Source organism: Geobacter sp. FeAm09, from assembly GCF_008330225.1.
Classification (GTDB): Bacteria; Desulfobacterota; Desulfuromonadia; order Geobacterales; family Pseudopelobacteraceae; genus Oryzomonas.
Genome location: NZ_CP042466.1, coordinates 577,779 through 601,096 on the forward strand (window position 1 = coordinate 577,779; position 23,318 = coordinate 601,096).

General features: G+C 62.5%; 21 protein-coding genes. 8 read left to right on the top strand and 13 right to left on the bottom strand.

Annotation, left to right across the window (positions count from 1 at the left end):
- Positions 1–49 precede the first annotated feature (49 nt).
- Complete coding sequence (locus FO488_RS02710; protein ID WP_149209120.1) at positions 50–358, bottom strand: hypothetical protein; 309 nt, start codon at positions 356–358, stop codon at positions 50–52.
- A 218-nt stretch (positions 359–576) separates the two neighbouring features.
- Here FO488_RS02710 and FO488_RS02715 point away from each other — a divergent pair, with 218 nt between their 5' ends.
- The 3 genes from FO488_RS02715 to FO488_RS02725 are packed head-to-tail and all read left to right on the top strand — an operon-like array spanning position 577 to position 3,247.
- A complete protein-coding gene (locus tag FO488_RS02715) occupies positions 577–1,725 on the top strand; it encodes a Na+/H+ antiporter NhaA (protein WP_149209121.1) in 1,149 nt (382 codons plus the stop codon).
- A gap of 16 nt (positions 1,726–1,741) precedes the next feature.
- The gene (locus FO488_RS02720; RefSeq protein WP_240732144.1) at positions 1,742–2,557 is read left to right on the top strand and encodes a polysaccharide deacetylase family protein; all 816 of its coding nucleotides are present in this window, start codon (positions 1,742–1,744) and stop codon (positions 2,555–2,557) included.
- 9 nt (positions 2,558–2,566) lie between these two features.
- A complete protein-coding gene (locus FO488_RS02725; protein WP_149209122.1) occupies positions 2,567–3,247 on the top strand; it encodes a type 1 glutamine amidotransferase in 681 nt (226 codons plus the stop codon).
- Positions 3,248–3,327: 80 nt separating this feature from the next.
- On the opposite strand, the gene sppA is transcribed toward FO488_RS02725, so the two are convergent.
- A complete protein-coding gene (sppA, locus tag FO488_RS02730) occupies positions 3,328–4,284 on the bottom strand; it encodes a signal peptide peptidase SppA (RefSeq protein WP_149209123.1) in 957 nt (318 codons plus the stop codon).
- Between the two features lie 231 nt (positions 4,285–4,515).
- Between sppA and lpxD the strand changes: the two genes are divergently transcribed.
- Positions 4,516–5,562 carry a UDP-3-O-(3-hydroxymyristoyl)glucosamine N-acyltransferase gene (lpxD, locus tag FO488_RS02735; RefSeq protein WP_240732146.1) on the top strand — a complete coding sequence of 349 codons (1,047 nt, stop codon included), beginning with the start codon at positions 4,516–4,518 and terminating at the stop codon, positions 5,560–5,562.
- A gap of 97 nt (positions 5,563–5,659) precedes the next feature.
- Here lpxD and FO488_RS02740 read toward each other — a convergent pair whose 3' ends face one another.
- The 11 genes from FO488_RS02740 to FO488_RS02790 form a co-directional block, all read right to left on the bottom strand.
- A complete protein-coding gene (locus FO488_RS02740) occupies positions 5,660–6,145 on the bottom strand; it encodes a hypothetical protein (protein WP_149209125.1) in 486 nt (161 codons plus the stop codon).
- Positions 6,146–6,314: 169 nt separating this feature from the next.
- Positions 6,315–9,452, bottom strand: a complete 3,138-nt coding sequence (locus FO488_RS02745; RefSeq protein WP_149209126.1) for an efflux RND transporter permease subunit — start codon at positions 9,450–9,452, stop codon at positions 6,315–6,317.
- Between the two features lie 148 nt (positions 9,453–9,600).
- The gene (locus tag FO488_RS02750; protein WP_149209127.1) at positions 9,601–10,992 is read right to left on the bottom strand and encodes an efflux RND transporter periplasmic adaptor subunit; all 1,392 of its coding nucleotides are present in this window, start codon (positions 10,990–10,992) and stop codon (positions 9,601–9,603) included.
- A 57-nt stretch (positions 10,993–11,049) separates the two neighbouring features.
- The gene (locus FO488_RS02755; protein ID WP_149209128.1) at positions 11,050–12,357 is read right to left on the bottom strand and encodes a TolC family protein; all 1,308 of its coding nucleotides are present in this window, start codon (positions 12,355–12,357) and stop codon (positions 11,050–11,052) included.
- Between the two features lie 355 nt (positions 12,358–12,712).
- Positions 12,713–14,077: a sigma-54 dependent transcriptional regulator gene (locus tag FO488_RS02760; protein WP_149209129.1), complete on the bottom strand. Its 1,365-nt coding sequence runs from the start codon at positions 14,075–14,077 to the stop codon at positions 12,713–12,715.
- Positions 14,078–14,094: 17 nt separating this feature from the next.
- Complete coding sequence (locus tag FO488_RS02765; protein ID WP_149209130.1) at positions 14,095–14,943, bottom strand: Bro-N domain-containing protein; 849 nt, start codon at positions 14,941–14,943, stop codon at positions 14,095–14,097.
- Positions 14,944–14,959: 16 nt separating this feature from the next.
- The gene (locus tag FO488_RS02770) at positions 14,960–16,051 is read right to left on the bottom strand and encodes a PAS domain-containing sensor histidine kinase (protein WP_149209131.1); all 1,092 of its coding nucleotides are present in this window, start codon (positions 16,049–16,051) and stop codon (positions 14,960–14,962) included.
- A gap of 248 nt (positions 16,052–16,299) precedes the next feature.
- Complete coding sequence (locus tag FO488_RS02775; RefSeq protein WP_149209132.1) at positions 16,300–16,965, bottom strand: ABC transporter ATP-binding protein; 666 nt, start codon at positions 16,963–16,965, stop codon at positions 16,300–16,302.
- Between the two features lie 171 nt (positions 16,966–17,136).
- Complete coding sequence (locus tag FO488_RS02780) at positions 17,137–18,297, bottom strand: FtsX-like permease family protein (protein ID WP_149209133.1); 1,161 nt, start codon at positions 18,295–18,297, stop codon at positions 17,137–17,139.
- Positions 18,298–18,762 (bottom strand): DUF2318 domain-containing protein, encoded by a 465-nt coding sequence (locus FO488_RS02785; RefSeq protein ID WP_149209134.1) that lies wholly within the window; start codon positions 18,760–18,762, stop codon positions 18,298–18,300. It abuts the gene before it with no gap.
- A gap of 12 nt (positions 18,763–18,774) precedes the next feature.
- Positions 18,775–19,203, bottom strand: coding sequence for a heavy-metal-associated domain-containing protein (locus FO488_RS02790; protein ID WP_149209135.1), 429 nt, complete (start codon positions 19,201–19,203; stop codon positions 18,775–18,777).
- 276 nt (positions 19,204–19,479) lie between these two features.
- On the opposite strand from FO488_RS02790, the gene FO488_RS02795 reads away from it, so the two are divergent.
- The 4 genes from FO488_RS02795 (at position 19,480) to htpX (ending at position 23,299) form a co-directional block, all read left to right on the top strand.
- A complete protein-coding gene (locus FO488_RS02795; RefSeq protein ID WP_149209136.1) occupies positions 19,480–19,827 on the top strand; it encodes a hypothetical protein in 348 nt (115 codons plus the stop codon).
- Between the two features lie 139 nt (positions 19,828–19,966).
- A complete protein-coding gene (locus tag FO488_RS02800; protein ID WP_149209137.1) occupies positions 19,967–21,346 on the top strand; it encodes a cytochrome c biogenesis protein ResB in 1,380 nt (459 codons plus the stop codon).
- Positions 21,346–22,200, top strand: a complete 855-nt coding sequence (ccsB, locus tag FO488_RS02805; RefSeq protein WP_149209138.1) for a c-type cytochrome biogenesis protein CcsB — start codon at positions 21,346–21,348, stop codon at positions 22,198–22,200. The genes FO488_RS02800 and ccsB overlap by 1 nt, the downstream gene beginning before the upstream one ends.
- 232 nt (positions 22,201–22,432) lie before the next feature.
- The gene (gene htpX / locus FO488_RS02810) at positions 22,433–23,299 is read left to right on the top strand and encodes a zinc metalloprotease HtpX (RefSeq protein ID WP_149209139.1); all 867 of its coding nucleotides are present in this window, start codon (positions 22,433–22,435) and stop codon (positions 23,297–23,299) included.
- Positions 23,300–23,318 lie beyond the last annotated feature (19 nt).

Sequence of the window (23,318 nt, forward strand, 5' to 3'; positions counted from 1 at the left end):
GGCAGGTGTCTTGACACGTTTCCTCTTTCGTTTGAACGTCCGGTTGTGGTCAATTGCCGAGCGTCGGCCGGTCGCCCTTAATATTGAGCCATATCCTGTTCGCATCCGTCAACTGCTGCCGGAGCCTCGACAACTCCTCCTCGGTATAGACCGCCGTTCCCTTGGCGATCTCGGTTTTCAACCGCTCCATCCGCTGTTGGATGGAATCCACGTAATTGGCGCATTTTTCGGGATGGATCAGGCAGATATCCTTTTGGCCGGCGTCTTGCGCCGTGGCCGTCTCGTCGGCGCAGGCGGGGGCGGCCGTCAGTATGCAGGATAGCGCCACCAGGGGGAAAATACGGGGTATGCTTTGCATCGCTACGCCTCCGGGGGGTGTCGTTGGGCTTCTGCGGCATGCCGGTCGCCCGGTGAATGGTGCGGCCGAGTACAGGGTAAACCTATCCGAAAAGCGAGCCGAAAGCAATAATATTGCGGGGAAACGTTTGACAGGCCGGTGCATGGGCGGCTATTTTATACCGGAACGAACGCGTGCCCAAGCGGGATACCCCGCGGGCACGGCACAGGGACCGCCCCATGAAACGACGCATCAACCTGCTGCTCGAATTTTCCGTGCCCATGCTCACCGGCGTGGCGGTAGCCCTTGCCTGGGCCAACCTCGACCCGGCCGGGTATCACACCTTCCTGAAACAACCGCTGGTGGGGGGGCTCTCCTTCCACTTCATCACCAACGAACTGTTCATGGTGTTGTTCTTCGGCATCGCCGCGGTGGAGATCACCCAGAGCTGCCTGCCGGGGGGCGCCCTCAATCCCCCCTCCCGGGCCGTCAACCCGCTTCTGGGCACCCTGGGGGGCGTGCTGGGACCGGTGGCGGTCTACCTGGGGCTGAACGCCCTGGCGGGCGGCCCGGAACTGCGCAACGGCTGGGGCATTCCCACCGCCACGGACATCGCCCTGGCCTGGCTGGTCGCCCGCGCCGCCTTCGGCGCAGCACATCCGGCGGTTTCCTATCTGCTCCTTTTGGCTGTGGCCGACGACGCGGTGGGGCTGGCCATCATCGCTATCTTCTACCCCGATCCCAGCCACCCGGTGGCGCCGCTCTGGCTGCTGCTCACCGCCCTGGGGATGCTGGTGGCCTACGCCCTGCGCCGCCTCAGGGTCGCAAGCTACTGGCCCGCCGTGATCTGCGGCGGCGCCCTGAGCTGGAGCGGACTGCACCACGCCCATCTCCATCCGGCCCTGGCCCTGGTGTTCATCGTCCCCTTCCTCCCCCACCGCCGCCGCGAGACCAAGCTGCTCTTCGAGGAGGACCCGGGCGACCGCTCGCCCCTCTCCCGGTTCGAGCACGAATGGAAAGCGGTGGTGGACGTGGGGATGTTCCTGTTCGGGCTGGCCAATGCCGGGGTCGGGTTCTCCAGCCTGGGGACCGCCACCTGGCTGGTCCTGGCGGCCCTTGTCTGCGGCAAGACCCTGGGCATCTTCGGCTTTGGCTGGCTGGCGGCCCGGTTCGGCTTCGGCCTGCCCCGGGGGATGTACCGCAGCGACCTCCTGGTGGCCGGCATCATCGCCGGCACCGGTTTCACCGTGGCCCTGTTCGTGGCGGGAGAGGCCTTCGCCGATCCCGCACTCCAGGGGGCGGCCAAGATGGGGGCCATGTTGAGCATCACCGCGGCGGGGATCGCCATGGTGGCGGCGCGGCTGCTGGGGGTCAGGAGGCACAAATGAATCACGGGAGGATTGCATGGTGATGTCGTTGTTCGGGAAGGTGAGGGTGGTTTCTCTGGTCGTGTCGCTGCTGCTGGTGTGGGCCGTGTCGGTAACGGCGACGGAGCCTGCGCCCCTCCTCGATACCATTAAACAGGAGGTGAGTGGCCGCTTCTCCGGTCGCAAACCGCTCCAGTGGGGCGAGACGGTCAGCGGCGTACGCACCCGGCTGGATACCCGGGACAAGGTGGTCGCCCTGACCCTGGACGCCTGCGGCAGCGGCAAAGGCAAAGGGGTGGATGCCAAACTGATGGATTTTTTGGCGCAGGAGCGGATACCTGCCACCCTTTTCATCAATGCCCGCTGGATCGACGCCAACCCGGAGCTGTTCAAACGCCTGGCCGCCAACCCCCTGTTCGAGATAGCAAACCACGGCATGTGGCACAAGCCGGCCTCGGTGGCCGGTCGCTCGGTGTACGGCATCCAGGGCACGAAGGATGCAGGGGAACTGGTGGAGGAGATCGAACGGAACGCCCGGAAGATCGAGGCGATCACCGGGAAACGGCCCCGGCTCTACCGCTCGGGTACGGCCTATTACGACGAGGTGGCGGTTGAGGTCGCAGGCGCCCTGGGGCATGAGGTGGCCGGTTTCAGCATCCTGGGGGATGCCGGGGCGACCTACAGCGCCCCCAAGGTGACGGCGGCGCTGGTGAAGGCCGCCCCCGGGGACGTCATCATCTGCCACATGAACCACCCGGAGAGCGGCACCGGAGCCGGGATCATGGCGGCGGTCCCGGAGTTGCTGCGCCGCGGTTTCCGTTTCGTCCGCATGTCCGACTATCCGCTGAAATGAGGTGCTTGCGTGTTCCACATCATCCAGAACGACCCGGAGGTCCCGCCGGGAAACATCACTGAACACCTCCGGTCTATGGGTATCGCGGCCGGGGTCTGCCACGCCTACCGCAACGAGCCGTTGCCCGCGCCGGAGGATACCCGGGGGGTCATCGTCCTGGGGGGCGCCATGTGCGCCAACGACGATCAGCGCCACCCCTTTCTCATGCAGGTCAAGGGATTCATCCGTGAGATGGTGGCCCGCCGCGTTCCCTACCTGGGAATCTGCCTGGGGGGGCAATTGCTGGCGGCGGCCGTGGGGGGTGGGGTAGTCTCCAACCGCTGGGAGGAGTTGGGAACCCTGGAGGTGGAGCTAACGAAGGAGGGGAGGGAGGACCGGCTCTTTGCGGGGCTCGCCCCCCGGATCGGCACCTTCCAGTGGCACCACGACAGCTTCGATCTCCCCGCCGACGGGGTCCTGCTGGCCGCTTCCCCGGCCTGTCCGCACCAGGCCTTCCGCGTCGGGTCGTGCGCCTGGGGCACCCAGTTCCACCCCGAGGTGACCGAAGAGATCATCCGCGCCTGGTGCGCCTGGGACCCGGCCACAAGGGAACGCGCCGACGAACTGGTGGCCGCCTGGCGGGCGGATACCGCCTATGCCGCCACCGCCCGGCGCCTGCTGGAGAACTTCGTGGGGGTGGCACGGGGGTAAGGTGGGCCGCTGTGAATCAGAATCCGTAGGGGCGAACTGCTGTTCGCCCAATCAGGAATCAGGGCGCATGCAATGCGCCCCTACGGGCGCCACAGGTACATGAAGCTGCTGCTCCCCAAAGCGTCGAAGCCGCCCAGCGCCTCGGCCAGCCCTTCCTTTTCGGCCGCGCCGGCATAGATGCTCCCCTTGTAGCTGCCGGGGCGGTAATAGCTCACCACCCGGGCCTTGCCGTCCCCCGCGGCCGTGCGCATCCGGGCGATGACGTCGTCCAGGTAGCCGATCCGGTCAATGAGTTTCGCCTCCAGCGCCTGGCCCGCGGTATAGACCCGCCCGTCGGCCAGCTTGCGCAGTTCGTCCCGCGTCAGGCTGTTGCCGGGCCGCTCCATGATCACATCCAGAAAACGTCCGTAGAGTTGGTCAATGATCTCCTGCCCCAGCTTCACCTCTTCCGGCGTGGCCTTGCGGAAGGGGGACATGATGTCCTTCTTGTCCCCGGACTTGACGGTCTGCTCCTCCACCCCGATCTTGCCCATCAGCCCCTCCACGTTGAACTTCACGAGGATCACGCCGATGCTGCCGGTGATGGCCGTGGGGTGCGCCGTGATCCCGTCGGCCGCCGTGGCCACGTAATACCCCCCCGACGCGCCGGTGGCCACGATGCAGGCCTGCACCGGGACGTTCCGGCGTTTCTTGAACTCCATGATGTCGTGGCGGATGATGTCGCTGGCGGTCACGGTGCCGCCGGGCGAGTTGATGCGCAGGATGACGCCGGCGATCTCCTTGTCCTGCTCCGCCTTGTGCAGCGATTCGCGGACTAGGGACACCAGGGAGGGGGCGGCGCGTCCCAGCAGGCCTCCCGACTTCTCCTGCTCCGAAATGGTGCCGCTGATATCCAGCAGCAGGATCTTCTTGGCCCCGTCACCTTCCAGGACCTGTTCGGCCAGGGGGCTGGGGGGCGAGATCAGCGGCACGTTGACGAAGGCGCAGCCGGCGAGCAGCAGCGGCAGCAGAAAAAAAGGGATGAGGGCATAACGCATGGGGAGCCTCCCGGAAAAAGCATGGTGTCCCCTATGATAGCAGCGATTGTTTTTGATTCAAGAGGTGATTTTGCCCGGCAGCCGGAAGCTGCGCCGGCATCTAGTCCTATTTCCTTAATTGTAACGCGTAAACGCAATTACAGGATGACAGCTATGTGCTATGCTGCGTGCAGCACCATCAATAAATGTGGCGGACTCCTCTCTGCGTCTTCGCCGGGAACGGAATGTGACGTGAGTAAAACCCTGCAGGAACTGGCCGAGTATCTCGGCGGCCAGGTTAAGGGCGACCCGGCTGTCGCCATCACGGGGCTTGGGACGCTGGACAACGCGGTGGAGGGGCAGATCACCTTTCTGGCCAACCCCCGCTATGGCGCCAAGGTCGGGACGACCCGCGCCGCGGCGATCGTCATGCCTCCCACGGCCGAGACCTTCGGCCGCAACGCCATCGTGGTGGATAATCCGTACCTTGCGTTCGCCATGCTGCTGACGCTCTTCACCTCCCGGCCGCGCAGCGCCAGGGGGGTCATGGAGGGGGCTTTCGTGGGGCGGGACGTGGTCATCGGCAAGGATGCCTCCATCTACCCCGGCGCCTGCATCGCCGACGGGGTGCGGATCGGCGACCGGGTAACCATCCACGGGAATGTATCGCTCTACGAGGGGGTGGTGCTGGGGGACGATGTGACCCTGCATTCCGGCGTATCCGTGCGCGAGGGGTGCCGCCTCGGGAGCCGCGTTACCATCCACAACGGCACCGTCATCGGTGGAGACGGTTTCGGCTATGCCCCCAACGGGAAGGGGTGGTTCAAGATCCCCCAGATCGGCAACGTGGTCATCGAGGACGATGTGGAGATCGGGGCCAACGCAACCGTTGACCGGGCCGCCCTGGAGACCACCCGCATCGGGCGCGGCACCAAGATCGACAACCTGGTGCAGGTGGCCCACAACTGCGATATCGGCGAGGATTGCATCATCGTCGCCCAGGCCGGCATAGCTGGGAGCGCCCGCTTGGGCAGGCACGTCACCCTCGGCGGCCAGGTGGCCATCGTCGATCATACCGTGATCGGCGACAACGCCATGATCTCCGGCCAGTCGGGCGTATTCGGCGATGTGGCGGCAGGGGCGGTATTGAGCGGCACCCCGGCCATGCCTCACCAGGCGCGGCTCAAGTCCGCCGCCATATTCCCCTATCTGCCGGAGATGCGCAAGACACTGGCCAAGCTGGGAAACCGCATGGCGCGGGTAGAGGAACGACTGGCCCCTGTCACGGCCATAGAGTAGGCACATGCCGGTGTTCTGAAACAAAACAGGCAGCCGATTACGCAATGCATCGGCTGCCTGTTTTGTCCGGGGCGCCTATCGGTGCCGGTATTGTGCCCTACTTCACCGTGTACCAGAATTTGGCGCTGCGCACCTTGCCGTCAGCCAGCTTGAATTTGCACATCACACCGTATTTCCCCTTCTTGGAAAGGTCGAAGTCGGCGCCGAAATGCCCCTGCATGCCCATCAGGTCCTTGGTCTGCTCGGCCTTGTCCGGCCCGATCACCTTGCTCTTCACTTCGCCCGTGGTCAGGGCCTTGCCGCTCTTGGCATCCTTGAACTCCACCATGAGGTGGTGGGTTTCCTTCATCCCCTTGGGCATGTCCATGCCCTTCATGTGTTCCTTCATGCTCATGACCTTGAAGGTGGCCTTGACGCCGTCGATCACCTCCTGGTGCGCCGCAGCCCCCATCTGCATCATGGAGTGGTCGCCGTGCCCCATGTCCATGGAACCGTGGTCATGACCTTCGTGGTCGGCCGCAAAGGCCGCCGGTGCCGAGAAAGCCAGTGTTGCTGCCGCAATCATCAGTAGTTGTTTTTTCATCGTTGTTCTCTCCTTTTTGTTGTTACCGGATTCACCGGGTTTCTCCTGACGGGTGCGATTTTTTCGTGAGATCAAGGAAGGCAAGCCATGCCGCGGAGGCGTAGCAGCGCTACGCCGCACAAGAGCATGGTGAAGCCTGACGCGGATATCGCGGAAAAGGCGCGCCCGTCTAATGTTTCATCCCCGAATACTTCAGCGTCCCCTTCCGTAACTCCCGCTTTTTCATGAGCACGAAGATCACCGGCGTCATGATGAGCACGTGCACCGCCGAGGAGATCATGCCGCCGATCATGGGGGCGGCGATCGGCTTCATCATGTCGGCCCCGGTGCCGGAGGACCACATGATCGGCACCAGGCCGATGAGGGCCACGGCCACGGTCATGAGCTTGGGCCGCAGGCGGAGCACGGCGCCCTCGAAGGTGGCGTCGTAGATGTCCTGCTCTGTGCAGGGGCCGTTGATCAGCTTCTTGTCCAAGGCCTCATGCAGGTAGATGACCATCACCACCCCGGTCTCCACGGCGATGCCGTACAGGGCGATGAAGCCGACCCACACCGCCACCGACAGGTTGTATCCCAGGGCCGCCACCAGGTAGACACCCCCCACCAGGGCAAAGGGGACCGAGAGCATGACCATGCTGGCCTCCAGGGCCGAGTGGAAGGTGAAGTAGAGCAGAATGAAGATGATAACCATCCCCATGGGTATCAGCACCTGGAGGCGTGCCTTGGCCCGCACCTGGTTCTCCCACTGCCCGGACCAGGCCACATAGTAGCCGGCCGGCAGCTTGAGCTGTTTCTCCAGCGTCTGCTTAGCCTCGTTGACGAACCCGCCCATGTCCCGGCCGCGCACGTTGAGGAACACGATGGAGCGCAACAGGCCCCCTTCGCTGTTGATCTCTGGGGCGCCGGTGGAGACTTTGAGCTTGGTCACCAGGGCCAGGGGGACCTGGGCGCCGTCGGCGCTCCCCACCAGGATCTGGCGGATGGCCGGGATGCTGTCCCGGTAGTCCCGCTCGTAGCGGATGCGGATGGGGAAGCGGTTCCTCCCCTCCACCGTGGTGGAGAGGGTGGCGCCCCCCAGGGCGGTCTCGATGACATCCTGGACGTCGGCAACGTTGACGCCGTAGCGGGCCGCCGCCTCCCGGTCGATGTCGATGTCCAGGTAATTGCCGCCGGTGACCCGCTCGGCCACCACGTCCGCCGCACCCGGCACGGTTTTCAGAATCCCCTCGGCCTGCACGGCCAGATCTTTGAGCACGTTCAGGTCGGAGCCGAAAATCTTGACCCCCAGGTCGGTGCGTACCCCGGTGGAGAGCATGTTGATGCGGTTGATGATCGGCTGGGTCCAGCCGTTGCGCACACCGATCTGCTGGAGCTTGCCGTCCAGTTCGGCCACGATGTCGGCCTTTTTCATCCCCGGCCGCCACTGCTCCTTGGGCTTCAGGATGATGATGCTCTCGAACATGGAGACCGGCGCCGGGTCGGTGGAGGTCTCGGCGCGGCCGACCTTGCCCAGGACATGCTGCACCTCGGGCACGCTCTTGATGATGGCATCCTGCACCTGGATGATGCGTTTGGCCTCGGTGATGGAGACGTTGGGCAGGGTGACCGGCATGTAGAGCAGCGACCCCTCATCCAAAGGCGGCATGAACTCGCTCCCCAGGTGCATGAACATGGGGACGGCGATCCCCAGCGCCACCAGGTTGAGGGCGATGGTGGTCTTCTTCCATTTCAGCACCCAGCGGATTACCGGGGAGTAGAGTTTGATGAAGAACGTGGATACCGGGTTGGAGCTCTCCGGCGGCATCTTGCCCCGCATGAAGTAGTACATCAGCACCGGCACCAGGGTGATGGCGATCAGGGCCGAACCGACCATGGAGAAGGTCTTGGTGAAGGCCAGGGGGTGGAACATCTTCCCCTCCTGGCCCTCCAGTAGGAAGACCGGCACAAAGGAGAGCACGATGATCGCCAGGGAGAAGAAGATTGCCCTTCCCACCTGCTTGGCGCTGGCGATGATCACCTCAAGGCGCTTCTCCTTGCGCTCCTCCGGCGGCATCTCCGACAGGTGGCGGTAGCAGTTCTCCACCATGATGACCCCGGCATCCACCAGGACGCCGATGGCGATGGCGATCCCCCCCAGGGACATGATGTTGGAACTGACCCCCATGAACTTCATGGTGATGAAGGAGATCAATACCGCGATGGGGAGGGTCAGGACGATCACCAGGGCGCTCTGGAAGTGGAGCAGGAATACCAGAATCACCAGGGAGACCACCACCGACTCCTCGGTCAGGGCCTTTTTCAGGGTGTCGATGGCCCGCTCGATCAGGTCGGATCGGTCATAGGAGACCATGATCTTCACGCCCGGCGGCAGTCCCTTTTCCAGGTCCTTGATCTTGACCTTGACCCGGTCGATGACGTCCTTGGCGTTCTCGCCGTAGCGCATGACCACGATGCCGCCCACGGCCTCACCTTCGCCGTTCATGTCCAGCATGCCGCGCCGGATGGCGCCCCCCATCTGGACCGTGCCCAGGTTCTTGACGTAGATCGGCGTGCCGCGCATGTCGGCGCCCACCACGATGTTCTCCAGGTCGGCCTTGGACTGGACATAGCCGCGCCCCCGGATCAGGTACTCGGCGTCGGCCTGCTCGATGAGCCGCCCCCCCACGTCCTTGTTGGAGGCCTTGACCGCCTCCATCACCTTGCCCACCTTGATGTTGTAGGCGAACAGCTTGTTGGGGTCCAGATCGATCTGATACTCCCGCACGTAGCCGCCGATGGAGGCCACCTCGGCCACCCCCTGGACGGTGTTCAACTGGTAGCGCACGAACCAGTCCTGCAGGGTGCGCAACTGTTCCAGGTCGTACCCTTTCCCCTCGATGGTGTACCAGAACACGTGCCCGACCCCGGTGCCGTCCGGCCCCAGGGTCGGCACCACGCCGGGAGGGAGCAGGGAGGCGGCGTAGTTGAGCCGCTCCAGGACCCGGGTGCGGGCCCAGTAGATGTCCGCCTTGTCTTCGAAGATCACGTAGATCATGGAAAAGCCGAAGGCCGACGAGGCGCGCACGGCCTTGACCTGGGGCAGCCCCTGGAGGTTGACCGCCAGGGGGTAGGTGACCTGGTCCTCCACCACCTGGGGCGAGCGGCCGGGGTAATCGGTGAACACGATCACCTGGTTGTCGGACAGGTCAGGGATGGCGTCCACCGGGGTCCTGTACACCGACCAGATGCCGAAGGCTACGATCAGGGCAAAGATCATCAGGACGATGACGCGGTTTTTGGCGGAGTATTCGATGACTTTTTCGATCATAGGGAGAAAACCTTATCTTCTGCCACAGAGGCGCAGAGACACAGAGGTACAGAGAGAAAAACAAAACCTTTTGGGTCGTTTCATATTGATTGTCTCGCTCCTGATTTTCTCCGTGCCTCTGTGGCTCCGTGGCAAGATTGAATTCACATCACATCTTCATATCATCCATCTTCAGAGAATCCTTCTTGGCCGGAGCCGGTGCTGTCGGTGCCGGTTTCTTGTCGTCCATCTTCATGCCGGGCATGGTCTCATGACCGCCGCCCCCCTTGAGCTGGGATTCGGAGTCGATGAGGTAGGCGCCGGAAACCGCCACCTTGTCCCCCGGTTTGAGGCCGGAGAGGACCTGCACCCGGTCGTCGGTGCGCTGACCGAGCTGTACGTCCCGCGGCTCGAACATGCCGGGGGAGGTCTCGATCCACGCCACCTGGCGCTTGCCCGTATCCATCACCGCCGTGACCGGCACGACGATGGCCTTGCCCAACCCTATCTTGATCGACGCCCGCACGAACATGTCAGGCTTGAGCTTCATGCCCGGGTTGGCCATCTCCACCCGCGCCTTGACCGTCCTGGTCTTGGGGTCCAGGAAGGGATAGATGAAGGCGATCCTGCCGCTGAAGGGCTTGCCGGGGAAGGACTGGGACTGGATCTCCACCCGCTGGCCGATCTTGATGTTGGGGAATTCGTTCTCGTAGACCTCAATCTCGACCCAGACCCGGGAGAGGTCGGCGATGTTGAACAGCACGTCGCCGGTGTTGACGTACTGCCCCTGCTGCACCATCTTTTCGATGACCACGCCGGACAGGGGCGTGTAGATCGGCAGGCGGATGTTGGGTTTGCCGGCCCGTTCCAACTCGGCGATCTGGCTCTCCTTGACCCCGAACAGCATCAGACGCTGTTTGGCCGACTGCACCAGCCCGTCACCGTTCTGGGAGATGGAGGGGATGGGCGAGTTCTTCAACTGGTCGCGGCTTTTCACCGCCAGGAGGTACTCCTGCTGGGAGGCCAGCAGATCGGGGGAATAGACCTCGGCCACCGGCCTGTTCCTGCCGACGTAGGCGCCCACCGCGCCCACGTGCAGCTTGTCGATGCGCCCGGCGATCCAGGCCGTGACCTTGGCCTGGCGCGACTGGTCGTACTGCACGATGCCCACGGCGTTGATCTCCTTGTTCAGATCCTCCTGCTTCACCTCCACCGTGGCCACGTTGGCCATCACCCGCTGGGTCGGCGAAAGGGAGACATGGCCGATCATTGCGGCCTGCTGCTTCTGCTCCGGCGTCTGGGTGGCGCTCTGGGCGTCGTTTTGCTTCTTGATCAGTTCCATGCCGCAGATCGGGCAGGCCCCGGGCTTGTCCTTGATGATGAAGGGGTGCATGGGGCAGGTCCAGAGCGGTTTGGCGTTCAGTTCCTGCTTGGCGGTGCCGTCGCTTTTGGTCCAGCCGCTCACCTTGCCCAGCTTGCCGCTCTTGTACAGCCAGCTGGCGACGACGATGGCCAGGACCACCAGGGTCAGGGGGATGGTTATCTTCTTGTTTAAGGCCATGTGGAGCACCTTTCCTCGTATGAGTTCCTCGCCCGCGAAGGGAGGGCAGCGTGTTTCCTAATGATGGTCGTGATCCGCCATAGTGTAGCCGTTTTCCAGGTCGGCACCTACCGTGGCCTCCAACTGGGCCAGCCTGATCTGGTAATCGGCCAGGGAGTCGTAGTAGTCCCGCTCGTAGTTGAAGAGCGTCAGCCGGCTGTCCAGAAGGGCCAGAAAATCAACCTTGCCCACCCGGTAGGCGATGACCGCCGATTCCAGGGCCTGCTCGGCCTGGGGGATGATGCCCCCCTTGTACAGACCGGCCAGCTTCCGGCGGCGCTCCATCTGGGAGATCAGGTCGGCGATGGTGCTGCGGATGCTGTTTTTGGCGTCATTCAGTTCGGCCGTGGACATGGCCTGCTCCGAGGCCGACTCGGCCAGCATGGCGTGGCGCCGCTCCCGTTGCAGCGGCAGGTTGAAGGTGACCCCCAGGCCGTACATGTCCGAGCCGTCGCTCCCCATGGCCGGTTCCCGCTGCATGTATTCGAAGGAGACGGTGAAATCGGGGAAGAACTCCTTGCGGGCCAGGGCCTGTGCCGCCTGGCTCTTGTCGATCTGGGCCCGCATCCCCTTCAGGAGCGGGCGGTTTTTCTCGGCCTGTTCCAGCAGTTCCGCGTCGCCGTGGTTGAAGGGGGCGATCTGCGGGTCCGGGATGGCGCCGACGGGGGTGTTCACCGGGCGGTAGAGCAGGTTGTTCAGCCTGATCTCCAGGCTGCGCCGCTGCTGCTCCAGGGTGATGCGCATGTCCATCAGTTTCGATTTTTCCAACTGGGCCTTGAATATGTCCTGCTGAACCCCCTGGCCCACCGCGTAGCGGTTTTGGGCGATGGTGATGAAGTCGTCCAGGATGCGGGTGTTCTTGTTCAGGATCTCCAGGGATTTGTCGGTGAAGTAGATCTGGTAGTAGGTTTCCTTGACCCCCCGGGCGATGTCCAGGATGCGTTCCTTCCGGTTCCAGTGGGAGGCCTCGGCTTCGCGCCGCGCCACGTCGCTGCGCAGGCCGCGTTTGCCGAACCAGGGGAGTTGCTGGCTGATACCCACGACCTTCTGGGTCATGCTGTCGCGCCTGAAATTGAGAGGATCGGTTACGACGCCGTTCTGGATTTTCAGCATCAACATGGGGTCTTCCAGGCTGCCGGCCTGTTTGGCCTTGTTTTCCAGCATCTTGAGGTACGCCTCCGAGGCCGCGACCTCGGGGTTATTCGCCAGGGCGGTTTTCACCAGTTCAGGGAGACTCTCCGGTGGCCTGGTTTCGGCCGCGCGGCTGAAGCCTGCCGGAAGCGTGGCGGTGACGAGCAGGGCGAGAAGAACGATGGTGGTTTTCATACGGTGCCTCGGTATCGGTTTCGTGGTCATGCAACAAGATATTACAAAGGGTGTGCCAACGGTGCAATATACCGATTATACAACGGTTGCTCGGGATGTACAGCGAGGGCGGGGTGAAAGGTCGTGGAATATTCTACAGGGATGGGAGCATATTCTCCAGCAACAGGAAGGCTGAAAACGTCAAAGACGGTTTCTCACAGAGCACACAGAGGCACAGAGAAAATCGTAAAGACTACCTCACGCAAAGCTCGCAAAGGCACAAAGAAAACCACAGAAATTTGGTTTACCCCTAAAATCAATCGGCCTTTGATGTTCTCCGTGCCTCTGTGAGCGGGTGAGAGAACAGATTCTGTTTTTACTTCTCCGGAGGAACGATTCCGTACTTCTCCATGCGGTAGATGAGGGTATGGCGGGGGATGCGCAGGAACCGGGCCGCGGCAGTTTGGTTCCAGTGGTTGCGCTCCAGGGCGGCCACCACCACCTCGTGCTCCAACCGCTCCAGGGAATATCCCTCGGCGGGGAGGTTGATCACCGCCGTTGCCGTGGATGCCGCACCGTTGCCGGAGCGGATCTTGTCCGGCAGATCCTCCGGGGTGATGGTATCCCCGTTGCGCATGATCAGCAGGCGTTCCACTGTGTTCTCCAATTCCCGCACATTGCCGGGCCAGCCGTAGTGCACGAGTGTATCCAGGGCCGGGCGGTCGAACGTGACTTGGGTGCTGCCGTGCTTGGCGCAGAAATAGCGGAGCAGGAGCGGTATGTCGTCCGGCCGCTCCCGCAAGGGGGGGAGGTGGATCGGGATGACCGACAGCCGGTAGTACAGGTCCTCCCGGAAGGTCCCCTCACTCAAAGCCTTTTCCATGTCCAGGTTGGTGGCGGCCACGAGGCGTACGTCCAATTTGTGCGCCCTGGTCCCCCCCACCGGCTCCACGACCTTTTCCTGCAAGGCCCGGAGCAGCTTGGGCTGCAATTCCAGGGGGAGTTCCCCCACCTCGTCCAGGAACAGGGTACCCCCCTCGGCCAGTTGGAACCTGCCGGTCTTGTCCTTCACCGCGCCGGTGAATGCGCCTTTGACGTGGCCGAACAGCTCGCTCTCCAGAAGGTCGCGGGGGATGGCGGCGCAGTTGATGGCCACGAAGGGGGCATCCTTTCGTCCGCTGTGGGCGTGGATCGAACGGGCCACCAACTCCTTGCCGGTGCCCGATTCGCCGGTGATGAGCACCGCCGCCTCGCTGTCGGCCACCTTGCGCACGATGTCGAAGACCCGCTCCATCTGGCGCGAGGCCCCCACAATGGTGCGGAAGTCGGAGCGGTCGGCAAGTTGGTCCTTCAGGCGCTTGTTCTCGGCGGCCAGGCCGGTGAATTGCAAGGCCTTGCCCACGGTGAGCCGCAGCTCGTCCCGGTTGAAGGGCTTGGTGATGTAGTCGTAGGCCCCCAGTTTCATGGCCTCCACGGCGATATCCACGGTTCCGAAGGCGGTGATGATCATCACCAGGGTCTCGGGCGACCGTTCCTTGACCGCCTTCAATACCTGGAGCCCGTCCATGCCGGGCATCTTCATGTCGGTGATCACCAGGGCGGGCGCTTCATCGGCGAACAGCCTCAGCCCCTCCTCGCCGCTGGCCGCGGCAACCACTTGGTAGCCGGCCTCCTGGAGGTTGTATTCCAATACCCGCCTGAGGGAGGTGTCGTCGTCGATGATGAGGATTTTGGGGGTCATAGTGGTCCTCTCGGTGATCACTTCTTCTTCGAGTTGCTGTCAATAACAGCAGCCTTCGGCGGCAGATAATTGTCCCCGGTCACAACGCTTCTGCCGGTCTTTTGCTCCAACTCCAAACGCGCTTTTTTGGCGATGCCTCCGCCTTTCTTGCTGGCAATCTTATTTTCCTCCATGCCGGTGGCCTCGGCCACTTCGGCAATCTGGCGGGTGGAGAGTTCCGCCAGGGCGGTAAAGATCAACTCTGCCTCGCTCATATGGTCACGCAGATTCTGGGTATTCAGCCCTTTTACCTCTTTGTGCGCCTGCACCGTCAAGCCCGACCATTCCTGATGAATGATGTTGGTCAGGATGGCAAATTCGGATTCCTTCCTGATGTCATGTTCTTTCCAGTAGTCGGTCAGCTTGTTGCGGGTTTCCTGCCCCATCATCCGCTGCTGAATCCACTTTTCACTTCTGCCGTGCTGCCGCCAGTATTCCCTGGCCCGGTCCAGCGAACGGGCCGGATCGGTCATGTCCTGCATCCGCTCATAACCTACCCTGGCCAGCCAAAGCTTGATCGGTTCGGCCTTGGGGCTAGGAACGGACTGGATCAAGCGGAGTAAGACTTCCGGCGAGGCTGTGTCGGTAAGGCGCATCTTGCCGTCTTCGGCTGGTAGCTTCAACTGGTGACAATCTGTCACCGTTTGACTTCCTTCTCTGTTCAGGCGTTCTTTCAATTTGTTCCAATACTTGCGGGCGGTCTGATAGTCCGGCTGTTGCAGCAAGGCACGGATAATGTCCACAACGGAGAAATACCACGTCTCCGTCTGTTCGTCGTAGATTCTGCGAATCTGATAGCCTTCGAAAAGTGCCGGTTTGTCATTCATGTTTCTCCTCGTTCATCTACGATATTTTCGGTAACTGCACCACCACCTTCGTGCCCGTACCGGTTTGGCTCTCTATCTTCAGAGTACCGCCGTGGGCCTCGACGATCTTTTTCGTTATGGCCAGACCCAGGCCGGTGCCATCCGGTTTGGTGGTGAAGAACGGCTCGAAGATCCGCGCCAGGGCACTGGCCTCGATCCCCGGACCGCTGTCGTTGAAGTGGATCTCGTGGAGCCCGTCGGCCTGCCGGGTGGCGATGGTTACGGTGCCGCCCGCCGGCGTGGCCTGCAGGGCGTTGATGACGATATTCAGGAACGCCTGACGCAGTTTCTCGCCGTCGGCGTTGACGAAGAGGTCGCCGGCAGGCGGTTCCAACGTGAGTTTTATTTTGCGCCCCTTGGCGTCGTTGGCGGTGAGGGTGACGATGGTTTCCAGCTCTTCCCGTAACGAGCAGCGTGCCATCTCCGCCGGCTGGGGGCGGGCCATGCGCAGGAATTCCTCCACCACCCGATTGAGCCGCTCCGTCTCCTTGATCTGGATTTCAATGAACTCGTGCTTGGGGTCGCCGGGTCGGTAGTCGTCCCGCAGGATCTCGGCCGTGCCGCGGATGGAGCCGAGAGGGTTCCTGATCTCGTGGGCCAGCACCGCCGCCATCTCTCCCAAGGTGGAGAGCCGCTCCGCCCGGCGCAACTGCTCCTCGATGGTCATGATCCGTTCCGACTGGGCCTGCAGCTTGTTGTAGGATTCCTCCAGCCCCTGGGCGGTCCGCTGGAGTTCCCGGCTCCGGGCGCGCTCCCGCTGCGCCAGGAGCCCCGTGACGCCTCCCACCACGTTGTACATGACGATCTCCAGGTACTTCTCCATCTCCAGGGCCAGGCCGCCCCCCCATTGGAAGAGGATGTGCGGGGCGTAGGCCACGCTGACCGTGAGGGAGCAGAGCAGGCCGCCCCGGAAGCCGAACCAGAGGGCCGCCAGGATGACCGGCAGGTAGTAGAAACGCTGGAAGATGTCGTGAAGATAGGGCAGGTGCAGCGGCGTCAGGTAGTGGAGCAGGCTGATGCCCAGGATGGAAAGGCCCAGCAGGGCGGTGCGCAGGATGGTTGATTTCATGGGTATCTATATAGCGCAACCCCGCGTAAAATTAAACCCAAATCGGTTTCTCACAGAGCTCACGGAGGCACAGAGGACAACATAAAACAAAGATTTGAGATTTTAAAGCGTCAAAGGCAATTTCTCACAAAGGCTCAAAGAAAACCGCAATAATTTTGGTTTACCCCCAAAAGGCTCGGTTTTCGATGTTCTCTGTGCCTCTGTGAGCTTGAGCGAGCGAAAGTGAGCGGGTGAGAGGCGTTTTTGAATTACACGACTCGCCCGTCCTTCAAGGTGATGGTCCGGTCGCTGTGTCTGCCGTTGTCCGGGTTGTGGGTGACCATCACGATGGTCTGGCCGGCGGCGTTCAGTTCGCGGAACAATGCCATGACCTCGTCGCTGGTGCGGGAATCCAGGTTGCCGGTCGGTTCGTCGGCCAGCAGGATATGGGGCGTGTTGACGATGGCCCGGGCGATGGCGACCCGTTCCTGCTCGCCCCCCGAGAGCTGGCTGGGGAGCCGCCCGGCCTTGGCCCCCAGACCGACCCGCTCCAGGGCCTGGCGGGCAGCGGCCTGCTTCTGGGCGTTTTTGGCCTTGACGATGGCCAGGGGGAGCATGACGTTTTCCAACGCTGTCAGGTAGGGGATCAGGTGGAAGGACTGGAAGACGAACCCAAGGTTCTGAGCCCGGAAATCGGCCAGTTTCTCGCCGGGAAGCTGGTAGAGCTTCACCCCGGCCATCTCCACCTCGCCCGATGTGGGGTGGTTCATCCCCCCCAGCACCGAGAGGAGGGTGCTTTTGCCGGAGCCGGACTGCCCCATGACGGTGATGAATTCTCCGGCCTCGATGGCGATGTCCACGCCGCGCAGCGCTTCGACCGTCTCGCCGCCGCTGGTGTAGTGCTTGGTCAGATTATTGATTTCAATGAGTGACATTATTTGGACTCTCTTGAAAAACGGGTTTTTGTTTATGGCAGACCACCGTAAGAAACGTGGATTTTGTGCAAGATCAAGGCTGTCGAGGGATTGCGCGGAGGCGTAGCAGCGCTACGCCGCACAAAGCAGTCCCGAAGACTTACGCAGATATTGCGCAAAAGCCGCGTTTCCTTACAGGGCACGTAGCGCTTCCGTCGGGTCCATCCTGCTGGCATGCAACGCCGGATACAAGCTCGCCAGCAGGCCCAGCACCAGGGCCAGGGCGATGGAGCCGCCCGCCACCCTGGCATCCCAGAGCAGCTTGGCGTCTTTGGCCTCCGCCATGAAGGGCAGTGCCAGCCGGGCGCCCCCCATGCCGACTCCGTACCCCAACAGGCCGGCCAGGAGGCTGACCAGGGCCGCCTCCAGCAGGATGATCCGCATGATATGGCTCTTCCTGAAGCCGATGGCGCGGAAGACGCCGATCTCGGTGGTGCGTTCGTTGACGCTCCCCATCATGGTGACGAAGACGATCAGGGAGCCGATGAACACCACCACGCCGGCCATGGCGTAGGAGAAGCGCTTGAACTGGTTCAGGGCCTTGAGGCGCCCCTCCACCACCTGCTGGATGGCCGATACCTTGGCGTCGGGCAGCTTTTCGGCGATCTGGACGACCATGTCGCCGATGGGGCAGCCGGAACAGAGCGCCGCCACCTCGGCCAGGGTGATCCTGCCCTCCTTGCCGAGCAGCTTCTGGGCCTTTTTGAGGGGGGCAAAGACCAGCGAGTCATCCTGGGAGCCGGTCTGGTCCAGCACCCCGACGACCTTGAATGCCTCTCCCTTGATCCGGAGCGTGTCCCCGCTAGCCGCATTGAGCACTTTGGAGGCATCGCTCCCCAGCAGCAGTTGGTTGTCCCCCTTGGGGGCATCGCCGAAAATCCGCCACCACTGTTTCATCTTCAGCTCACTGGCAAAATTGACCCCCACCAGGAGGACGTCGTGCCCGTTGATGGGGACGCTCCCCAGCACCTTGGGGCTTATGGCCGAAATGTTGCGGTGGTTGGCGATGGTCGTGATGCGCTCCAGGTCGGCTTCCCGGATCTCCCGCTGGTCGAAGGTCACACCCCCAAGGCTGATGCCGCCGTAGTTCATGGCCAGGCCGTTGCTCTGGGGGGTGACCAGGATGTTGGCGCCGAATTCGTCCATCTTGTGCTCGATGTCCCGGGACATGGAGTTGGTGAGGGTGATCAGGGTGACGATAGTCCCGATCCCCACCATCAGGCCGATGGTGAGGAAGGCCATCTTGGCTTTGCGGCGCTTGAGATTATTTATGGCGATGGTGTGGAGTCTCATCTAGAAGAACCGCGCCCCTGCCTTGAGATCGGCCGCCTTGATGGTGATGGTGCCGCCGCTCACCTGGTGGGGAAGGAAGGAGGGATTGCAGCCGCCGCTGGAGTTGGGGCCGATGCGGTCGATGGCGAATTTCTTATTGCAGTTCTTGCAGAGCATCTGGTCCCCCTGCTGGTCGTACCCCTTCTTTTCCCGGTAGCAGACGTCGCAGGCGTCGAAGGCGGTGCGGTAGCTGCCGTCCGGGGCCTTGACGACAAAGAAGGCGATGCTCTTGCCCCCGTCATCGAAACGGTAGAAGCGGGCCTTGTCGCCGCTCAACCGGGAAATCGGGATGGAAACCGTGCCGTTGACGGCCTTGATCTTTTCGTACTTGCCGAGGGAAAAGGCAAACACCCCTGCCGCGCCGATCACCAGCGCCCCGACGATAATCCCTGCCCAAACCAGTTTTTTTGCGTAATTCATGCGCATGCCCTGCTCCCCTTATCTTGTTGTTGTGCCTGCCCCGCAGCCGCCATTCCTGTTTCCGCAACACCCCTGTCTGCCGGGGCCGCTGGCGCCCACATCCCTGCCGGTGACCCGCCGGTACTCCTCCGGCGTCACAACCTCCTGGACCGCGCTGGCAAACCCGGCCTTTTTGACGTTCTCCGCCAGCGCCTCCGGTCTGACCGCCCTGGTGTCGTAGCCGACGATGACCCAGCCGCCCTCCGTATCCACCTCGGTCGCGGCGACCCCCTTGATGCCCCGCAGCGCCGTGGTGATCCTGTCGGCGCAACTTCCGCAGGTCATGCCGGCCGTCTTCAGGACCGCCACCGAGTCGGCGGTCGCCCCGGCCCTGACGCGTACCGCCAGGAGGGCAAGGAACACGATCGCCGTCAAGACCAATGCCGTATTGATGATTCTGTTTTTCATAGTCGCCCCATTCGGTCGTGCATGGTCATTTCACCGGCCAAACCACGTTGTTTTCCTGTCTTCAAGGAACATGCCAGCGTGGCTGTATTGTGTAAATAACTGTAATATCGTTCGTATTTTTGCGGTTTCACGCTGGAATGCATTTTGCGTGTGAGGAATATCCGCCAGACGGGTGTGGAATATTCCTCACGCGGGAATGTGTCGAAACAGGGAAGGATGCGCCTGACGATTAATCGTTGACAGCGCGGCCCGAATTCTATACGAAGTGAACCAGCCATGCGCCATTTAGTGTATTACCCATTCGCCATCGTCGTCATAGCGCTCTACCTGCTGCTGCCGGTAAAGGCCTTTGCCCATTGCGACATCCCGGAGGACTGCAATGCCGGGGTCCAGTTTGTACAGACCGGCGACGAGGCCCCCTGCGGCTCGTGTCCCTGCACGGGAACGCGGCATGCGGATTGCTGCGAAAGCGCCTGCTGCTGCCCCTGCCACGCCCCCTTCGGCCAGCGCGTCACGGTCGCCTATGCGCCGATGGTCACGTTCCAGCGCAGCCCGGAGATCCGCGGGGAACTGCCCCAGGTCTACCCCTCCATCTACGTGCCCCCGCAGAACCGCATCGCCTGATCCGGCCATCCGTCGGAGGGCTGCGCCCCTGTTTGGCATCCCTCCTGCATCCACAACCCTCTCATTCATGCTATCCTGCCCCTGCATGGCCCCCGGCGGCCGGCGGCAGGGGAACATACCAACAAAGGAGTCTGCCAACGTGACAACCGATCAACGCAGTTTTCTGAACTCCCTCTGGGATTTCTTCTGCTCTCTGAAACTCACCATGTTCCTGCTCATCACCCTGGCGGTCACCTCGATCATCGGGACGATCATCCCCCAGGGGACGCCGCCCCAGGAATACCTGCAACAGATCTCCCCGGCCAAATTCAAGCTGTACCAGGCGTTGGGCTTCTTCGACATGTACCATTCCTGGTGGTTCATCCTGCTGCTCTACCTGCTGACGGTCAATCTGGTCGCCTGCTCCATCAAGCGCCTGCCCCATATCTGGAAGACCATCACCCAACCGGTGACGGTACTGGGCAGCGGGCTGGAAAAATCGCTTTCCAGCGTGGTTTCCTTCAAGGCGGGCGGCGAGCCCGAGGCGCTCCAGGCAAAGGTGTCCGCCTTTCTCAAGGCCGAGTTTGCCGAGCCGGTAGCGACGGAAAGCGACGGCGCCCGTCACCTGTTTGCCCAGAAGAGCCCCTGGTGCCGCCTCTCGGTCTACTTCGTCCATCTGAGCGTCATCGTCATCTTCATCGGTACGATGATCGGCTCGCTCTTCGGCTACAAGGGCTTCGTCAACATCATGGAAGGGGAGAGCGTTGCCAAGGCGATAACCCGCTCGGAGAAGGAGATCGATCTCGGTTTTTCGGTGCTCTGCGAGAAGTTCAGCGTCGCGTTCTACGACAGCGGCGCCCCCAAGGAGTTCAAGAGCATCCTGACGGTCCTGGAGAACGGCAAGCCGGTGCCGGGGTACGAACATGTTCCGGTCATTGTCAACGAACCGCTGACCTACAAGGGGATCACCTTCTACCAGTCCAGCTACGGCAATGCCGGTGAATATCGCTTTCTGGTCACCGATCTCGACGGCAAAAACGCCGTGCCGGTAACGGTACCCGCCACCGGTTCGGCAACCCTGCCGGACGGCAGCAGCATGCACGTGCTCGAAACCACGCCGGACATCGCTCCCTTCTCTCCCGGCCTCTCCGGCCCGGCGGCCAACATCGAGATCCACACCCGCGGCGGTGCTTCGGAACGGGTGGTGGTCTACGCCAACCATCCCGAACTGAACATGGAGCATGCGAAACACCACGGCACGGGACCGGTCATCCACTTCAAGGGTGAGGAAAAGCGGATGTACACCGGGCTGCAGGTGGCGAAGGACCCGGGGGTCTGGGTCGTCTGGCTGGGCTGCCTGCTCATGGTGGTGGGCATTTTTGCCGCGTTCTTCCTGTCCCACCGCCGCATCTGGGTACGGATTCAGCACGGAACCGTCACCATGGGAGGCAACGCCAGCAAGAACCAGGCGGCCTTCCAGATGTTCTTCGACGGCCTGGCCGAGAAACTCAAATCAGAATGCTCAGGGGAGAAAAGATAATGACAAGCTCACTTCTGTTCAACGTCACCACGTTCACCTATCTCGTCTCCATGCTGCTTTTTTTCGCCTTCCTCGCCAGCCGTGCCAAAGCGCTCGGCACGGCCGGCATCGTGACCGCCTACGCCGGCCTCGTGGCCCAGACCGGGGCTATCCTGCTGCGCTGGAAGGAGTCCTACGACATGGGGTACGGCCACGCCCCCCTGTCCAACCTGTACGAGTCGGTGGTCTTCTTCTCCTGGACCATCGTGCTGATCTTCGCCCTGCTCGACCTGAAGTACAAATACCGGGTCATCGGCGCCTTTGTCATGCCTTTTGCCCTGTTGGGCATGGCCTGGGCCCAGCTCGGGCTGCACAGCGGCATCGAGCCGTTGGTGCCGGCGCTCCAGAGCAACTGGCTCCTGTACCACGTGGTCACCTGCTTCCTCGGCTATGCGGCCTTTGCCGTGGCCTGCGGCATCTCCATCATGTACCTGATCAAGGCCGGCAGCGAGGAGAGGGGCGGCTCCACCCCCGCCGGCGGCCTCATGGGCATGTTTCCGCCCATCCGGGTGCTGGACGACCTGAACTACCGGGCCATCATGGTCGGTTTTCCCCTGCTCACCCTGGGCATCATCACCGGCGCGGCCTGGGCCAACTACGCCTGGGGCACCTACTGGAGCTGGGACCCCAAGGAAACCTGGTCCCTCATCGTCTGGTTCGTGTACGCCGCGTTTCTCCACGCCCGCTTCACCCGCGGCTGGGTCGGCAAAAAGGCCGCCTGGCTCTCCATCATCGGTTTCGCGGCCACCATCTTCTGCTACCTGGGGGTCAACCTGTTCCTGTCCGGCCTCCACAGCTACGGCGGAGGGAAGTAGGCGTTATCCCCTTGACAGGCCCACGGGAGATTGGGTATAGTCGTATCAGCATAAAGGGGAGTAGCTACCGGCCGGAGACATGGCCGGCCCCAGGCCCGTCAATACGGTCGAACGACCCGGGCTGGGGACGATGATATTCGAAAGCAAGACCTTTATCCAGGTGTTCACGCCGGGGATAAAGGTCTTTTTTTATTACCCCCGGCGACAACTCAATCGTCGGAGGTACATGACCATGTTGAACCGTTTCAAGACCACCCTGCTTCTCACCCTGCTGACCCTGCTGCTGGTCGCCATAGGCGGCGCCATAGGCGGCAAGACCGGTATGGCGGCCGCCTTTGCCGTGGCCGCCGCCATGAACTTTTTCTCCTACTGGTTTTCGGACCGGATCGTCCTGGCCATGTACGGCGCCCGGGAGGTCACTGCCGGCGACAGCCCCTACTTCCACGGCCTGGTGGAGCGTCTGGCCCGTCGGGCTGGCCTGCCCATGCCGCGGGTCTACGTCATCCCCTCGGACAGCCCCAACGCCTTTGCCACCGGCCGCAACCCCGAGCACGCCGCCGTGGCCGCCACGGAAGGCATCCTGAATATCCTCACCCCCGAGGAGTTGGAAGGGGTCATGGCCCATGAGCTGGCCCACGTGAGAAACCGGGACATCCTCATCTCCACCATTGCCGCAACCTTTGCCGGGGCCATCTCCATGCTGGCCAACATGCTCCAGTGGGGCGCCCTGTTCGGCGCCGGCCGCCGCGACGACGAAGAGGGTGGCGTGGGCGGCCTGATCGGCTCCCTGGCCATGGCCATCGTCGCCCCCATCGCCGCCATGCTGATCCAGATGGCGGTCTCCCGCTCCCGGGAGTATCTGGCCGATGCGTCGGGGGCGGAGATCTGCGGCAGACCCCTGGCCCTGGCCAATGCCCTGCGCAAGCTGCACCGCGCATCGCAGATGATCCCCCTGGAGGAGGCCCGCCCCGCCTCGGCCCATCTCTTCATCGTCAATCCCCTGACCGGCGGTGGCCTGGTTGCCCTCTTTTCCACCCATCCCCCCATGGAAGAGCGCATTGCCAGACTCGAAGCAGTGGCGTATAAGACAAAGTTCTAGAACACAGGGAGGAAGCACC

Coding starts and splice junctions, on each gene's coding strand:
- FO488_RS02710 (WP_149209120.1), bottom strand. CDS start 358: ATGCAAAGCATACCCCGTATTTTCCCCCTGGTGGCGCTATCCTGCATA.
- FO488_RS02715 (WP_149209121.1), top strand. CDS start 577: ATGAAACGACGCATCAACCTGCTGCTCGAATTTTCCGTGCCCATGCTC.
- FO488_RS02720 (WP_240732144.1), top strand. CDS start 1,742: ATGGTGATGTCGTTGTTCGGGAAGGTGAGGGTGGTTTCTCTGGTCGTG.
- sppA (WP_149209123.1), bottom strand. CDS start 4,284: ATGCGTTATGCCCTCATCCCTTTTTTTCTGCTGCCGCTGCTGCTCGCC.
- FO488_RS02740 (WP_149209125.1), bottom strand. CDS start 6,145: ATGAAAAAACAACTACTGATGATTGCGGCAGCAACACTGGCTTTCTCG.
- FO488_RS02745 (WP_149209126.1), bottom strand. CDS start 9,452: ATGATCGAAAAAGTCATCGAATACTCCGCCAAAAACCGCGTCATCGTC.
- FO488_RS02750 (WP_149209127.1), bottom strand. CDS start 10,992: ATGGCCTTAAACAAGAAGATAACCATCCCCCTGACCCTGGTGGTCCTG.
- FO488_RS02755 (WP_149209128.1), bottom strand. CDS start 12,357: ATGAAAACCACCATCGTTCTTCTCGCCCTGCTCGTCACCGCCACGCTT.
- FO488_RS02760 (WP_149209129.1), bottom strand. CDS start 14,077: ATGACCCCCAAAATCCTCATCATCGACGACGACACCTCCCTCAGGCGG.
- FO488_RS02765 (WP_149209130.1), bottom strand. CDS start 14,943: ATGAATGACAAACCGGCACTTTTCGAAGGCTATCAGATTCGCAGAATC.
- FO488_RS02770 (WP_149209131.1), bottom strand. CDS start 16,051: ATGAAATCAACCATCCTGCGCACCGCCCTGCTGGGCCTTTCCATCCTG.
- FO488_RS02775 (WP_149209132.1), bottom strand. CDS start 16,965: ATGTCACTCATTGAAATCAATAATCTGACCAAGCACTACACCAGCGGC.
- FO488_RS02780 (WP_149209133.1), bottom strand. CDS start 18,297: ATGAGACTCCACACCATCGCCATAAATAATCTCAAGCGCCGCAAAGCC.
- FO488_RS02785 (WP_149209134.1), bottom strand. CDS start 18,762: ATGCGCATGAATTACGCAAAAAAACTGGTTTGGGCAGGGATTATCGTC.
- FO488_RS02790 (WP_149209135.1), bottom strand. CDS start 19,203: ATGAAAAACAGAATCATCAATACGGCATTGGTCTTGACGGCGATCGTG.
- FO488_RS02795 (WP_149209136.1), top strand. CDS start 19,480: ATGCGCCATTTAGTGTATTACCCATTCGCCATCGTCGTCATAGCGCTC.
- ccsB (WP_149209138.1), top strand. CDS start 21,346: ATGACAAGCTCACTTCTGTTCAACGTCACCACGTTCACCTATCTCGTC.
- htpX (WP_149209139.1), top strand. CDS start 22,433: ATGTTGAACCGTTTCAAGACCACCCTGCTTCTCACCCTGCTGACCCTG.